Source organism: Pseudoalteromonas sp. NSLLW24 (genome assembly GCF_015864725.1).
Classification (GTDB): Bacteria; Pseudomonadota; Gammaproteobacteria; order Enterobacterales; family Alteromonadaceae; genus Pseudoalteromonas; species Pseudoalteromonas arctica.
In genome coordinates, this window is the sequence record NZ_JADYWQ010000002.1 from 297428 (window position 1) to 313058 (window position 15631).

13 protein-coding genes and 2 tRNA genes are annotated in these 15631 nt (G+C 38.9%); 10 read left to right on the top strand and 5 right to left on the bottom strand.

Annotated features, from left to right (window positions below):
• Positions 1-45: 45 nt before the first annotated feature.
• Positions 46-813 (top strand): tRNA isopentenyl-2-thiomethyl-A-37 hydroxylase MiaE, encoded by a 768-nt coding sequence (miaE, locus tag I6E72_RS02915; RefSeq protein ID WP_197111004.1) that lies wholly within the window; start codon positions 46-48, stop codon positions 811-813.
• Here the strand turns inward: miaE and I6E72_RS02920 are convergent.
• From I6E72_RS02920 to I6E72_RS02930, 3 genes are all read right to left on the bottom strand, one after another.
• Complete coding sequence (locus I6E72_RS02920; RefSeq protein ID WP_197111005.1) at positions 810-1595, bottom strand: transporter substrate-binding domain-containing protein; 786 nt, start codon at positions 1593-1595, stop codon at positions 810-812. The two genes, miaE and I6E72_RS02920, sit on opposite strands and share 4 nt — an antisense overlap.
• Positions 1596-1649: 54 nt before the next feature.
• Positions 1650-2387, bottom strand: a complete 738-nt coding sequence (locus I6E72_RS02925) for a UDP-2,3-diacylglucosamine diphosphatase (protein ID WP_007580929.1) — start codon at positions 2385-2387, stop codon at positions 1650-1652.
• 87 nt (positions 2388-2474) lie between these two features.
• On the bottom strand, positions 2475-2966 hold the full coding sequence (locus I6E72_RS02930) for a peptidylprolyl isomerase (protein ID WP_007580931.1): 492 nt from the start codon (positions 2964-2966) through the stop codon (positions 2475-2477).
• Positions 2967-3121: 155 nt separating this feature from the next.
• On the opposite strand from I6E72_RS02930, the gene cysS reads away from it, so the two are divergent.
• Entirely contained in the window at positions 3122-4501 is a 1380-nt protein-coding gene (gene cysS / locus I6E72_RS02935) for a cysteine--tRNA ligase (protein WP_024592761.1), read from the top strand.
• 72 nt (positions 4502-4573) lie between these two features.
• Here the strand turns inward: cysS and folD are convergent, their stop codons facing one another.
• Positions 4574-5428: a bifunctional methylenetetrahydrofolate dehydrogenase/methenyltetrahydrofolate cyclohydrolase FolD gene (gene folD / locus I6E72_RS02940; protein ID WP_002958348.1), complete on the bottom strand. Its 855-nt coding sequence runs from the start codon at positions 5426-5428 to the stop codon at positions 4574-4576.
• Positions 5429-5780: 352 nt separating this feature from the next.
• Between folD and I6E72_RS02945 the strand changes: the two genes are divergently transcribed.
• The 8 genes from I6E72_RS02945 (at position 5781) to I6E72_RS02980 (ending at position 14956) form a co-directional block, all read left to right on the top strand.
• Positions 5781-5857 (top strand) — tRNA-Pro (locus tag I6E72_RS02945).
• Between the two features lie 70 nt (positions 5858-5927).
• Positions 5928-6004: transfer RNA gene (locus I6E72_RS02950), tRNA-Pro, on the top strand.
• 378 nt (positions 6005-6382) lie between these two features.
• Entirely contained in the window at positions 6383-7687 is a 1305-nt protein-coding gene (gene tig, locus I6E72_RS02955; protein WP_197111006.1) for a trigger factor, read from the top strand.
• Between the two features lie 164 nt (positions 7688-7851).
• Complete coding sequence (gene clpP, locus I6E72_RS02960) at positions 7852-8469, top strand: ATP-dependent Clp endopeptidase proteolytic subunit ClpP (RefSeq protein ID WP_007580937.1); 618 nt, start codon at positions 7852-7854, stop codon at positions 8467-8469.
• A 135-nt stretch (positions 8470-8604) separates the two neighbouring features.
• Positions 8605-9888, top strand: coding sequence for an ATP-dependent protease ATP-binding subunit ClpX (clpX, locus tag I6E72_RS02965; RefSeq protein WP_002958344.1), 1284 nt, complete (start codon positions 8605-8607; stop codon positions 9886-9888).
• Between the two features lie 151 nt (positions 9889-10039).
• The gene (gene lon, locus I6E72_RS02970; RefSeq protein ID WP_197111007.1) at positions 10040-12409 is read left to right on the top strand and encodes an endopeptidase La; all 2370 of its coding nucleotides are present in this window, start codon (positions 10040-10042) and stop codon (positions 12407-12409) included.
• A 183-nt stretch (positions 12410-12592) separates the two neighbouring features.
• Positions 12593-12883, top strand: coding sequence for an HU family DNA-binding protein (locus I6E72_RS02975; protein WP_157823336.1), 291 nt, complete (start codon positions 12593-12595; stop codon positions 12881-12883).
• Positions 12884-13054: 171 nt separating this feature from the next.
• Positions 13055-14956, top strand: coding sequence for a SurA N-terminal domain-containing protein (locus tag I6E72_RS02980; RefSeq protein WP_197111008.1), 1902 nt, complete (start codon positions 13055-13057; stop codon positions 14954-14956).
• 108 nt (positions 14957-15064) lie between these two features.
• On the opposite strand, the gene I6E72_RS02985 is transcribed toward I6E72_RS02980, so the two are convergent.
• Positions 15065-15550 carry a VOC family protein gene (locus I6E72_RS02985; RefSeq protein ID WP_165725405.1) on the bottom strand — a complete coding sequence of 162 codons (486 nt, stop codon included), beginning with the start codon at positions 15548-15550 and terminating at the stop codon, positions 15065-15067.
• Positions 15551-15631: the final 81 nt, after the last annotated feature.

Sequence of the window (15631 nt, forward strand, 5' to 3'; positions counted from 1 at the left end):
TTAAAATAATGGTCTATCAAATTTATTTAGTAATGAGCAGTCAACGTGCCACATAGCCAACTTTTAGAGCCGATTAATAACTTTTTATTGTGTACCACCCCAGAGCAATGGGTAGAGCAAGCAATTAAAAAAGAAAACTTATCAGTCATTTTAATAGATCACTTAATTTGTGAATTAAAAGCAGCTCAAAGTGCGATGTTTTTAATACGTAAATACGCGGTAGATAAAGAGGGTAGTGATGCATTACTCGAGTGGCTAAAGCCATTTGAAACGCTTATTTACAAACGAGAAGGGAATTGGCGCGATCTGGCTGCTAAAAATAAGCTCACTAAATCAATAATTCCTAAATCGAGTTCTCCATACGGGCAAGGTCTAATCGATAAAATGGTTTTGCTGATAAAAGAAGAGCTGCATCACTTTTATCAAGTGCTCGAAATTATGGACGAGTACGGTGTTGAGTATCAAAGTATTACACCATGTCGTTACGCAAAAGGCATGCTCCGTCATGTTAAAACGTTCGAGCCCAATGCATTAGTCGATAAGCTAATAGTAGGCGCTTATATTGAGGCGCGTTCGTGTGAGCGTTTTGCAAAGCTTGCACCGCATGTTGACAAACGTTTAGGTGATTTTTATATTTCGTTGTTACGTTCAGAAGCGCGTCATTACCAAGATTATTTAACTTTAGCGCAAGAAATTGCTGATTTTGATATTACCGAACGCGTAAACTTTTTTGGTGAAAAAGAAAAAGAGCTAATTTCTACAACCGATACTGATTTTAAATTTCACAGCGGTGTTCCAATAACGCAAAGCTAATTTTCTTTTAAGAAATTAATATACTCTGCTATTTTCTGATTGCTGAAATTATGTTTTTTCATAATTTTAGCAATGCATCCATTTTTAGTTATTATATCAATTCCTCTATTAAATTTTTGTAAGTATTCTTTGGCTCTATAATTTGATTTAGAGACAACTAAATATAGTTTATGAGAAGCAAGATCTGGCGATAAGTACTCAATATTATTATCATCTGAATCTTCGGTTTTAGTGTGTTCAAGCCAATAATTTCCAACCTCTTTAGTACCCGCGACTAAATCAATACGCCCTTGTTGTAGTAAATATAAGCTTGTAGGAAGGCTTTTAGTGGACGTTATTGCCAGCTCCCTATTTCTAGCAAACTCTTGGCTTACAACGGCATTGTCTTCTATACCAATACTATAAGGTGTTAATGATTGAACTGTACCATCGAAATTAATAACACTCTCTTTTCGTTTGAAAACTCCTGAGTGAGCAACTGCAAGTGGACGAGAGTAGTAAAAAACTTCATTTCTTTTTAATGAATAAAAAGCACCTAAAATAGCGGTTTTTCTGTTTTTTTCTAATAGCTTTAGGGCGCGGTCCCAGGTCGTAAACTCGGCTTCGCTATTAATACCTTGCGTTTTAAGAGCTGATTCGGCTATTTCATATAGCCAGCCATTACTAGGTAGGTTTTCGCTAAAATAGGGAGGGTAGTTTTCTGTAACAATTTGCCATGTTTGCTTGCTAAATACTTGTGTAGGAATGGCAATTACTACGATGAAAATTAACAGCTTAATCATTCAACCTCTCACTATTATTCATATATATAGATAAATAATAGTCAGAATTTTAAATTATGCGAAAGGCGTGCTAATTAATTCTTGTGATTGAGGGGTAACGACTAAATAAGAGCCTTGGGTATACCAGTCACCTAGCACTGTGCGAGTAAGTGTTTGTTCATTAACTTTATACGTATGAACATTAGGGCGGTGAGTATGACCATGAATCATATTCGTAACGTTATGTTTGGCAAAGGTGGCAAGTACAGCCTCATCGACAACGTCTAAAATTTCGATAGGTTTATCAGCTTGGCTTAACTTACTTTTTTCGCGGGCATTACGCGCTATTTTTTTACGATACCAAAGAGGCATTGCAAGCATCAATTTTGGCCACCACCAACCACGGCTCTTTTTACGAAAGTTTTGATATTCAGTGTCTTGAGTGCACATTTCGTCGCCATGTAAAATAACGGTAGGCGTGCCATATAAATCAATGACTGTTTGTTCATCGAGTAATGTCATTGCGGCCATGTCGGCATATTGCTTGCGCATAATGAAATCACGATTGCCATGTATAAAATAAACAGGTGTGCCACCATCATTAACGGCGCTTAAATGTTTTGCTACATCGGCACTCAGTGCAGTAATGTAGTCATCTCCAACCCATACTTCAAAAAAATCACCCAAAATATAAAGTGCATCTACATCTTTATTTAATATATGTGTATTTAAAAAGTCAAAAAATGCAGCGCTAATGTCGGGGCGGTTTTCGCTTAGGTGTAAATCTGCAATAAAGTAAGTTTGGCGAGTCATAGGTCAGTCTATTCTAGTTTTAAAAAAACGGGCACATACTAATAGTATACACCCGCTTATATACTCACATAATATGAGTAAACGTTACTAGTTAACAGTAACGCTTTCTATAATCACATCTTCAAGAGGTACGTCTTGGTGAAAACCAGTACTACCTGTTGCAACTGCTTTAATCTTATTTACTACGTCCATGCCTTCTACTACTTCAGCAAAAACACAATAACCCCAACCTTGCGATGTTTCGCTGCTGTGGTTTAAAAAGTCGTTGTTGTTCACGTTAATGAAAAACTGTGCTGTAGCTGAATGAGGATCAGGTGTACGTGCCATAGCTAAAGTGCCTACTTTATTAGACAGGCCATTATTCGCTTCATTCTGAATTGGGTCGTTTACTTCTTTTTGTTCCATACCTGGAACAAAACCACCGCCTTGAACCATAAAACCATCGATTACGCGATGAAAGATAGTGCCGTTGAAAAAATCAGCATTTGCATACTCTAAAAAGTTTTTAACTGTGTTTGGAGCTTCTTGCTCAAACATTTTAATGGTGATGTCACCAAAATTAGTGTGTAGAACAACCATGTGTTTTCCTATATCCGGTTTAAATATTGGCGCTATTTTATCGTAGTTGGCTAAGATTAACAAAGTAGATGTTTGGTTTGTTATAAAGCGCTAGAGCAGGGGCTTTTCAAGTGGTAACATAACTGTTCAAGTAAATAGTCAAGGACTCAAAGTAAATGGTAAATATATACAACACACTCACGCGACAAAAAGAGCAATTTAAACCTATGGTCGAAGGGAAAATCGACATGTATGTGTGTGGTATCACCATTTATGATTACTGCCATATTGGACACGCTCGTACTTTTGTTGGTTTTGACGTTATTGTGCGCTACTTACGTCATATTGGTTACGATTTAAAATATGTACGTAACATTACAGATATCGACGATAAAATAATTAAGCGTGCGAACGAAAATGGTGAGTCAATAAACGACTTAACTGTGCGCATGACTAAAGCGATGCATGAAGATTTTGATAGCCTAAATATGCTACGCCCAGATATTGAGCCAACAGTTACAAGCCATATGGATGAAATTATCGTTATGGTTAAGCGCTTGATTGAAAAAGGCCATGCCTATGTTGCAGCCGACGGCGATGTTTTGTTTGATGTATCAACGTTTGAGCAATACGGTGCACTTTCTCAGCAAGATTTAACTATGTTGCAATCAGGTTCTCGCGTTGAAGTGGCGCAAGATAAAGACGATCCACTTGATTTTGTGTTATGGAAAAAAGCAAAAGCAGGTGAACCATCATGGTCATCACCTTGGGGTGAAGGGCGTCCGGGTTGGCATATTGAATGTTCGGCAATGAGCTCAAAGCACTTAGGTGAGCATTTTGATATTCACGGTGGGGGGTCTGATTTACAGTTTCCACATCATGAAAACGAAATTGCACAATCGTGCTGTGCAAACAACGGCAAGTATGTAAATACATGGATTCATACTGGCATGGTTCAAGTAAACAAAGAAAAAATGTCTAAGTCGTTAGATAACTTCTTTACAGTGCGTGAAGTTTTAAAAGCATACGATCCTGAATCTGTTCGTTACTTTTTAATTTCAGGTCATTACCGCAGCCAACTAAATTACTCACAAGAAAATTTAGACCAAGCGCGTTCATCACTTGAGCGCATTTATACAGCGCTTCGTGATGTCGAACCGGTAGAGTGCGATTTAGAAGGTAATGAGTTTGTTGCTAAATTTAGAAAAGCAATGAATGACGACTTTAATACACCAGAAGCACTACCTGTGTTGTTCGAACTTGCTAAAGAATTAAACCGCGTAAAAGAAAGTGACGCAGTTCAAGCTGGGCAACTTGCGTTTATATTACGCAGTATTGGTAACGTTTTAGGTGTTGCTCAACAAGCACCGGAAGCCTTTTTACAAGGCGGGCAAGATGACGACGAAGTTGCGACAATTGAAGCATTAATTGTAAAACGTAATGAAGCACGTACGAGTAAAAACTGGGCTGCTGCTGATGAAGCACGTGATGCGCTTAATGCGTTAGGTGTAATACTTGAAGATTCAGCCGGTAAAACAACGTGGCGTAAAGCGTAAGCGTTTAAAGTAATACACGTTAAACAAAAAAAGGGTTGCCAAATGGCAACCCTTTTTTGATTTTTTAACAGCTTAGCTGTGATATTTCTCACACGCTTCAAGTGTGTTTTCAATTAAGCTCGCGACCGTCATCGGGCCAACGCCACCTGGTACAGGTGTAATAAAATGCGCTTTTTGTTCAGCCACACTGTATTGAACATCACCGACTAATTTACCCGTGTCTAAACGGTTAATGCCTACATCGATGACTATAGCGCCTTCTTTTATCCAATCTCCAGGTATAAATTCAGGTTTACCTACAGCCACAACTAATAAGTCAGCGCGGCGAACATGCGTTTCTAAGTCTTGAGTAAACTTATGGCATACTGTGGTAGTACAACCCGCTAATAAAAGCTCTAGCGACATTGGACGACCAACAATATTTGACGCGCCAACGACAACTGCATGCATCCCTTTATAACGTACACCCGTTGAATCAAGTAATGTAATAATACCTTTAGGGGTACATGGGCGAAGGGCAGGCATACGCTGTGCTAATCGACCAATGTTATATGGATGAAATCCATCAACATCTTTATGTGGGGTAATGCGTTCTAAAATCTTTTCAGCATCAAGACCTTTTGGCAGTGGTAACTGCACTAAAATTCCATCAACTTCGGCATCATTATTTAGCTCGTCAATTAAATCTAAAAGAGTTTGCTCTTGCGTGTCTGCTGGTAAATCAAATGATTTGGAGATAAAACCTACTTCTTCACAGGCTTTACGTTTTGAACCAACATAAACTTGGCTTGCTGGATCAAGTCCTACAAGTACTACTGCAAGTCCTGGTGCACGTAAACCATTTGCTACACGTTCACTTACGCGTTCTGCTACAGCGCTACGTACTTGTTTTGCGATTGCCTTACCATCAATGATGTTTGCCGTCATGGGTGACCTTTAATTGGGGTTAATTAACTAGATACCGATACTCTAAAAACGAATGCATAATAAAATAGGGGTAAAAATGCTAATAAAGAAAACATACTCTTTATTTAACTCGTTTTATAATGTGCCTACTATTTTCGCAGAAAAGCATAGCAGCGCCAAGTTGCTTTTAATGTATATAACATTTGAGTTATTAAATAGTTTAAATTTCAGCCTACTATTGTAATATTTAACCATTGTGCACTAAAAATGAGCACTTGATTGGTTTTATTAAAAAAACGTTTGACCTAACCCCGTCAAATCACTATTATGCACCCCGTTGTCAACGAGGTCACTCGCTAACAATAATAAGTTTCGGCGATTAGCGCAGTTTGGTAGCGCACTTGGTTTGGGTCCAAGGGGTCGCAGGTTCAAATCCTGCATCGCCGACCATTTTCTTAAAATGGTCTTAAACTCTCAGTTTAAGTGTTCAGTATGAAAAAAGAAGTTAACTCTTCAATGTCGGCGATTAGCGCAGTTTGGTAGCGCACTTGGTTTGGGTCCAAGGGGTCGCAGGTTCAAATCCTGCATCGCCGACCATTTTCTTATCTAATAAGAATAATAAGTAAATTCCTCTAAGTTATAAATCTAAATCTGTTAGCCTATAATTCTATTAAATAATTTCTACTTTAATCCATTCAATGCCTAGTTAGCCTGTTTTTTATTCAGTTAGTCTCTATAGTCCCTTATCTAGTCCAAATAATTGCCCCCTATACTCGACTATCATAAATATTAGGTTATAATGCCGCGTCTATTGTTTAACATAGTGCCCGAAGGGCAAAGCAGCAATGGTATCTCATGGTAGCGACGGATGCTTTTAAGTGTGAAAAACCGCTTAAACTTTATCAAGACTCATGCAGATCACTTTGTTTGTAAAGGAAGGCGAACAGTCGCCAAAATTGAATATTGAGGTAAATCATGCAAGTTTCTGTTGAGACGACCCAAGGCCTTGAGCGCCGTATAACTATCACCGTTCCTTCAGAGAACGTTGAGACCGAAGTAAAAAAACGCCTACAACAACTGTCAAAAACACAGCGTATAGATGGTTTCCGTGCTGGTAAAGTTCCAGTATCTGTAATTAACAAGCGTTTTGGCCCTGCAGTTCGTCAAGAAGTTGCTGGCGAAGTAATGCAACGTAATTACATTGAAGCAATCGTTTCTGAAAAAATCAATCCAGCTGGCGCGCCTACATTCGCACCTAAATCACTTGAAGCAGGTAAAGATTTAGAATTCTCAGCAACGTTTGAAGTTTACCCTGAAGTTGAAGTTCAAGGTTTAGATAAAATTACTGTTGAGAAACCAGCGGTAACAGTGACTGACGAAGATTTAGCTAAAATGCTAGAAACACTTCGTAAGCAACACGCAGCTTGGGCTGATGTTGATGCAGCTGCTGGCGAAAACGACCGTGTAACAGTTGATTTCGTAGGTACTATCGACGGTGAAGTATTTGAAGGCGGCAAAGCTGAAGACTTCCCATTAGAACTTGGCCAAGGTCGTATGATCCCAGGTTTTGAAGATAACATCGTAGGTAAAAAAGCAGGCGAAGAAGTAGTTGCTGATGTAACTTTCCCTGATGATTACCACGCTGAAAACTTAAAAGGTAAAGCGGCTCAATTCACTATCACAGTGAAAAAAGTTGAAGCGCAAGAATTACCAGAATTAAGCGAAGAGTTTGCAACTAAATTCGGTGTTACCGAAGGCGGCGTAGACGCGCTTAAAGAAGAAGTTAAAAAGAACATGACACGTGAGCTAGACCAAGCGGTTAAAGCAAGCGTTAAAGACCAAGCAATCAAAGGTCTTTTAGCTAACAACGAAATCGAAGTGCCTAAAGCACTTGTTGATCAAGAAGTTGATGCTCTACGTCAGCAAGCAGCTCAACGTTTTGGCGGCGACGCTCAAAACATGCCAGAGCTTCCAGCTGAATTGTTCCACGAGCAAGCTGTAACACGTGTTAAAACTGGCCTTTTATTAGGTGAAGTGATTAAAGCTAACGAGATTAAAGTTGATGACGCTAAAGTTGAAGCATTAATCGCAACGGTAGCTTCTGCATACGAAGATCCAACTGAAGTAGTAGAATACTACAAAGGTAATGATCAACTTATGCAGCAAATGCGTAATGTAGCAATGGAAGAGCAAGCTGTTGAAGCTATTTTAGCTAAAGCAGTTGTTACTGATGTTGAAAAAGCATTTGATGACATCATGAATCCACAGCAAGGTGCTTAATAAGTCATTGACTTAAGCTCTCGCTAACGATTAAATGGCTCGTGCTACTCTGTTTATACAGCGTGCCCGGGCCATTTTAGTTTTTGGCTCTAAATTTGCGAAAAACGATAACTATGCTTCCTTATAATAAGGATAAGTATAAGCGCATAAGGAATTAAATAAGTATGAATACTGGTATTACAGATCCCCTAAATGCATTGGTCCCAATGGTTGTTGAACAAACACCGAAAGGCGAGCGCTCGTATGATATTTATTCGAGATTATTAAAAGAGCGTATTATCTTTTTAACAGGTCAAGTTGAAGACAACATGGCAAATCTGATTTTAGCGCAAATGCTATTTTTAGAATCAGAAAATCCTGATAAAGATATCTTTTTATACATCAACTCACCAGGTGGTTCAGTAACTGCGGGTATGGCTATTTACGACACAATGAACTTCATCAAACCAGATGTAAGTACAATATGTGTAGGTCAAGCTGCAAGCATGGGTGCTTTTTTACTTACTGCTGGCGCTAAAGGTAAGCGTTTTTGCCTACCAAACTCACGTGTGATGATTCACCAACCATTAGGTGGTTTCCAAGGTCAAGCATCTGACTTTGAAATACATGCTAAAGAAATTCTGTCTATTAAAGATAAGCTTAACCGCTTAATGGCTGAGCATACAGGCCAACCATTAGATATTATCTCTAAAGACACAGATCGTGATAACTTTATGAGTGCTACGCAAGCTGTAGATTACGGCTTGGTAGACTCTGTGTTTACAAATCGCGACAAAAAGTAAGCGCTTGGCGAACAGGATTGCCTGTTTGCCACTTTGAGTTACTATGCGAAAACCAATAAATTTTGGTATAGTTAAAGCGTATTGAAATAGCCGCCAACAGTTTTGGTGGCCAACGTAATAAAATGAGGTAGCTGAATGTCTGACACTCCTACAGACGGCGACAAAAGTAATAAATTATTATACTGCTCTTTTTGTGGCAAAAGCCAACATGAAGTGCGTAAATTAATTGCAGGCCCTTCAGTATACGTTTGTGATGAATGTGTAGAGTTGTGTAACGATATTATCAGGGAAGAGATCAAAGACATTGCTCCTAAGCATGATACGTCTGACAAACTACCTGTACCAAAAGAAATTCGTAAACACTTAGACGATTATGTTATTGGTCAAGATCATGCTAAAAAAGTATTGTCTGTTGCCGTTTATAACCATTATAAACGTCTACGTAACCAATCGACTAAGCAAGACATTGAATTAAGTAAAAGTAATATTTTGCTTATCGGCCCAACAGGTAGTGGTAAAACATTACTTGCAGAAACATTAGCGCGTCTACTTGATGTGCCGTTTACTATGGCCGATGCCACTACATTAACCGAAGCAGGTTATGTAGGTGAAGATGTTGAAAACATTATTCAAAAGCTTTTACAAAAATGCGATTACGATGTTGAAAAAGCGCAACGTGGCATTGTTTACATTGATGAAATTGACAAAATTTCTCGTAAATCAGATAACCCGTCAATTACACGTGATGTATCGGGTGAGGGCGTTCAACAGGCGCTACTTAAACTGATTGAAGGCACCGTTGCTTCTGTTCCACCGCAAGGTGGTCGTAAACATCCACAACAAGAGTTTTTACAAGTAGATACGTCTAAAATCTTGTTTATTTGTGGTGGTGCATTTTCAGGCCTAGATAAAGTAATTGAGCAACGTAGCCATAAAAATACCGGTATCGGTTTTGGCGTTAGCGTAAAAGAATCTGCGGCGAGTCGTTCTTTAAGTGAAACTTTTAAAGACGTAGAACCAGAAGATTTAGTTAAATACGGCTTAATTCCTGAGTTTATAGGTCGTTTGCCAGTAGTTGCTACGTTAACAGAACTTGACGAAGCTGCTCTTGTGCAAATATTGAGTGAACCTAAAAACGCGATTACTAAACAGTTCTCAGTATTGTTTGGTATGGAAGACGTTGAACTTGAGTTTCGCGATGATGCCTTAGCTGCAATTGCCCACAAAGCAATGGAGCGTAAAACAGGTGCACGTGGTCTTCGTTCAATCGTTGAAGGTGTGTTACTTGATACTATGTACGAACTTCCTTCAATGGATGACGTAAGCAAAGTGGTTATTGATGAAACCGTTATTAAAGGTGAGTCAGACCCAATCTTGATTTATGAAAATAATAAACAAGATAAAGCTGCATCAGAATAGTTTTTAAGCTATTTGAATGAAAAAAGGAGCCTTAGGCTCCTTTTTTTATAATTAATTTAATCGAGTATGGGAAAATTGTTGAACTTTAATTAGGTTATCCCCATATACTTGAGTAATCTTTAAAATAAATGAAGTGCGAAGAGAAACTATAATGACGCTTGAGAGAACCGACCGAGTCGAAATCCCAGTCCTTGCACTGCGCGATGTTGTGGTATACCCGCACATGGTGATCCCGCTTTTTGTTGGCCGTGAAAAATCAATAAAATGCCTAGAAGCGGCAATGGACAAAGACAAACAAATTTTCTTGGTTGCACAAAAAGATGCAACTGTAGATGAACCAGAGCAAGATGATATTTATCGTATCGGTACTATTGCCACTGTACTTCAGTTATTAAAATTACCAGACGGTACAGTTAAAGTTTTAGTTGAAGGTACACAGCGCGCACAAATTGAAGAATTTGTAGATAACGATGACTTTTTTGTTGCTAATGCTCAATTTATTGAATCTGATTCGGTAGACGAGAAAGAACAAGATATTTTTATTCGTAGCGCAATTAGCCAGTTTGAAGGCTATGTAAAGCTAAACAAAAAAATTCCACCTGAAGTACTAACTTCAGTTTCAGGTATTGATGAGCCAGCACGGCTTGCTGATACAATGGCAGCCCATATGCCGCTTAAAGTACCTGAAAAGCAAAAGGTGCTAGAAATTTCAAGCGTTACAGAACGTCTTGAATATTTAATGGCATTAATGGAAGGCGAAATAGACTTACTGCAAGTTGAGAAGAAAATTCGTACTCGCGTTAAAAAGCAGATGGAAAAGTCTCAGCGCGAGTATTACCTCAATGAGCAAATGAAAGCTATTCAAAAAGAGCTGGGTGAGCTTGACGATGTACCTGACGAATTTGAAGCACTTAAAAAACGCATCGAAGAATCGGGTATGCCAAGCGAGGCACAAGACAAAGCGACGACAGAGCTTAATAAGCTTAAGATGATGTCGCCAATGTCTGCAGAAGCGACTGTAGTGCGTTCATACATTGACACATTAATTAATGTGCCATGGAAAAAACGCTCTAAAGTGAAAAAAGACTTAGCGGGCGCGCAAAAAATTCTTGATAGCGATCACCACGGCTTAGATAAAGTAAAAGAACGCATTATTGAGTACCTCGCGGTACAACAGCGTACTAATAAGCTAAAAGGACCAATTTTATGTTTAGTTGGGCCTCCAGGTGTTGGTAAAACATCACTTGGTCAATCTATTGCACGTTCAACTGGTCGTAAGTATGTGCGTATGGCGCTTGGCGGCGTACGTGATGAAGCTGAGATCCGTGGTCATCGTCGTACATATATTGGTTCAATGCCAGGTAAGCTAATTCAAAACATGACAAAAGTGGGCGTTAAAAATCCATTATTTTTGTTAGATGAAATCGATAAAATGTCATCAGACATGCGTGGCGACCCAGCTTCAGCACTATTAGAAGTGCTTGATCCTGAGCAAAACAGCAACTTTGCCGATCATTACCTTGAAGTAGATTACGATTTATCTGATGTTATGTTTGTAGCAACATCAAACAGCTTTAACATTCCGGGCCCATTACTGGACCGTATGGAAGTTATTCGCTTATCGGGTTACACCGAAGATGAAAAGCTAAACATTGCAAAAGAGCACTTAATTACTAAACAAGTAAAACGTAACGGCTTAAAAGAGTCTGAAATAGTTATCGAAGATAGTGCAATTATTGGCATTATTCGTTACTACACACGTGAAGCGGGCGTACGTAACCTAGAGCGCGAAATTTCAAAACTATGCCGTAAAGCAGTTAAAAATATCTTACTTGAAAAAGACACTAAAACAGTGATTATCAATCAAGATAACCTAGAAGACTTTTTAGGTGTGCAACGCTTTGATTATGGTAAAGCTGAAGATGGCGACCGTATTGGTCAAGTTACAGGTTTAGCATGGACAGAAGTTGGCGGTGATTTGCTAACAATCGAATGTGCGGCTGTACCAGGTAAAGGTAAACTTACTTATACCGGTTCACTGGGCGATGTAATGCAAGAGTCGATTCAAGCGGCAATGACGGTAGTACGTAATCGCGCAGATACATTTCGTATTAATAGCGATTTTTACGAAAAACGTGATATTCACGTTCACGTACCAGAGGGCGCAACACCTAAAGATGGTCCTAGTGCGGGCGCAGCAATGGTAACAGGTCTTGTATCTAGCTTAACGGGTAACCCTGTACGAGCAGATGTTGCAATGACCGGTGAAATTACGCTACGTGGTGAAGTACTTCCTATTGGTGGCTTAAAAGAGAAATTATTGGCGGCGCATCGTGGTGGAATTAAAACAGTCATCATTCCAAAAATTAACGAACGTGACTTAAAAGAGATTCCAGAGAACGTGTTGGCAGGTCTTGATATTCACCCAGTTACTTGGATTGACGAGGTGTTAAAGCTTGCTTTAGTGCATCCTGTTGAGAGTTTTTCGGTCGAAACACCTAAAAACCAAGAAAAAAGCTAAAAAAAGTGCTTTTTAGGGCTTTTCAAATCTAAACGGTATGATAAGTTAAGCACTGGTTTTCAAGCCTAGCCCTTATGGGGCGTAGGCTTAAGAAAAATATAATCATGTGAGCATTAAAAGTTTGCTCTACAATTTTCAAAAAAGTGATGTTAGTTTAAAAAACCATCGCTCTTGATAATAACAATGAAAGAGGATGATATTGTGAATAAATCTCAATTAATCGATCAAATCGCAGCTGATGCTGACATTTCTAAAGCGGCTGCAGGTCGTGCACTAGATTCATTCATCGAATCTGTATCTGGCGCGCTAAAAGAAGGCGACTCAGTTGCACTTGTTGGTTTTGGTACTTTCTCAGTACGTGACCGTGCTGCACGTTCAGGCCGTAACCCGCAAACTGGTGAAACAATCCAAATTGCTGCTGCAACTATTCCAGCTTTTAAAGCCGGTAAAGCGCTTAAAGACGCAGTAAACTAATCACTGTTTTAAACACATTAGTTATGGCGAGTGTAAAGTTACTGATTCACCACAACAGATGAATTAAGTAACTTTACCGCCAGTTACTTCAAGTGAAAAAGCGTATCTGGTAAGATACGCTTTTTTTACATGTGACAAGGTAAAATACCTTGATCAAAAAGAGATAAACAAATGCTTGAGAAAATCAGAGAAGGTTCGCAAGGACCTGTAGCCAAAATAATTTTAGGCGCGGTGATTTTATCTTTTGCCTTAGCAGGGATCGGTAGTTACTTAGGTCAAACCACAGAACAACCCGTTGCTGAAGTAAATGGAATTAAAATTAGTCAAACCGATTTTAACCGTGCTTACCAAAATGAACGTAGCCGTTTAGAGCAACAATTTGGTGAATACTTTACACAAATTGCCGCTGATCCAAATTACATGGCGCAAATTCGCCAAGGTGTAGTTGACCGCTTAGTACAACAAGAATTGCAATCACAGCTAGCGGCTGATTTAGGCCTTCGCGTAAGCGACGAAAGTGTACGTAAAACAATTTTAGAACTACCGTACTTTCAAATTGGTGAAAAGTTTAATAACGATCGTTACTTACAAGTAATTCGTCAAATGAACTTTCAACCAGATGCTTTTCGTGAATACTTACGTAAAGATATGACACGTAGTCAGGTAGTATCTGCTGTTGCAGGTACAGACTTTGCCCTAGAGAGCGAGCTTAAAAGCGCAATTGCTCTGCAGCAGCAAACTCGTAGTATTGACTACTTAGTCATTAATAAAGAAGCGCTTGCCGCGGACGTAGAAGTATCAGAGCAAGAAGTGTCTGATTACTACGAGCTAAACGCATCACAATTTTTATCTCCAGAGCTTATTTCAGTAAGTTATATTGAGCTTAAAGCAGCAGATATTAATGTTGAATCGGTAACCGAGGATGACGTTAAAGCGTATTACGAGCAAAACAAAGCGCAGTACATAGAACCTGAAAAACGTCGCGTATCACATATCTTAATTGATAACAGTGAAGACGATGATGCAGCAAAAGAAAAAGCCAATGCACTTCATGCACAACTAGAGCAAGGTGCAGACTTTGCTGAGTTAGCGCAATCATCATCTGACGATATCGTTAGTGGCGAAATGGGCGGCGACCTTGAATGGATTGAACGTGACGTAATGGACCCTGCATTTGAAGATGCGACTTTCGCACTGCAAAACAAAGGTGACATTTCTGAGGTTGTTGCTTCTGAGTTTGGTTATCACATAATTAAACTTACAGACATTCAACCACAACAAGTTAAAGCGTATGACGATGTTAAAGCTGACTTACGTGCTGAATTAGAACAAGCTGAAAAAGTAGATGCGTTTTACGAAAAGCAAACAGAAATGGGCGCACTTGCATTTGAAATTTCAGACCGCTTAGACGACGCTGCAGAAGTTGCTGAAGTGGAAGTTAAATCTACACCTCTTTTAGCACTTAATGCTCTACCAGAGCCTTTAAACAGCCCTGCAGTTGTAACAGCACTAACATCAGTTGATTTACTTGAAGATAAAGTAAACTCTGAAGTGATTGAGCTTGGTGAGGAGCATGCAATTATTGTTCGTATTAACGAGCATAAACCTGCTGCTACTAAAGCGCTGGATGAAGTAAGCGAGCAAATTAAAGCGCGTTTAGTTAATGAAAAATCATCTGAGCTTGCTAAAGAAAAAGCGCGTAGCTTATTTGCAGAAGTACAAGCAGGTAAGAGCTTAAACGATGTAGCAAACGAGCAAAGCTTGACGGTTCGTCAAGAAGCGCAGTTAACACGTCAAAGCTACACTGTTTCACCTGCTATTGTGACTCAAGCATTTAAAATGGCTCACCCAGCAGGTTCTGCGGTAGTTGAGCTTGTTAATTTAAATAATGGTGATGCAGCAATTGTTGCGCTTAATTCGGTAACAGATGCACAAGTTGCAGCTAATATTGACCCACAAGCAAAACAAAGCATTACTATGGCGCAAGCTAATAAAAACTACATGGTATTTATTGAAGCGCTTAAAGCAAATGCTGAACTTAACTTACCAACGGCTACACAAACTGTTGAATAATTAATTTTAGCTCATAAAGAAAGGCGCTTTTAAAGCGCCTTTTTTATTGTCTTAAATAAAGTTGGTACATTACCAATTCGCTTAATTAAGTATTATTGCGGATTGGTATTAATTACCTCTGGCAATAAACTCAATTCGATTGCCGCTAGGCTCTCTTATCATCATATGTTGGGTTGGACCTTTACCTAAGTTTTCTGGTGCAAACTCTATAATAATATTATTTTGCATTTTTAAGTGTGTATGTAGCTCGCTTAACTTTTTGATACTTTCTACACTGAGTGCTAGATGGTGTAAGCCCACATTTTCTGCCCGATTAAACTCCACACGTTTTTCATCATTTTTTACGCGCCATAATGTAATGGTTATTTTATTGTTTGATAAAAAATAAGCGGGGTAGGTTGGATCACTTCCTAGCGTTTTAAAACCAAGTACATCAGTAAAAAACACTTTAGATGAGTCTAAATTAGAAACTGTTAAACCGAGGTGATCAACGCCGCCTACCCAGCTTTTAACTTCTTGTGATGTATTTGAAATAGCTGAAGCAGATAGTAGCAGTAGGGGAGAAAGACTAAGTAGTAACGTTTTTTTAAGCATAAGATTTCTTGTTAATTAAATGTAGTTAACAACAAGACCCACCTAAATGCGGTTACCTTACAAAAAAGGTATAAATTTATA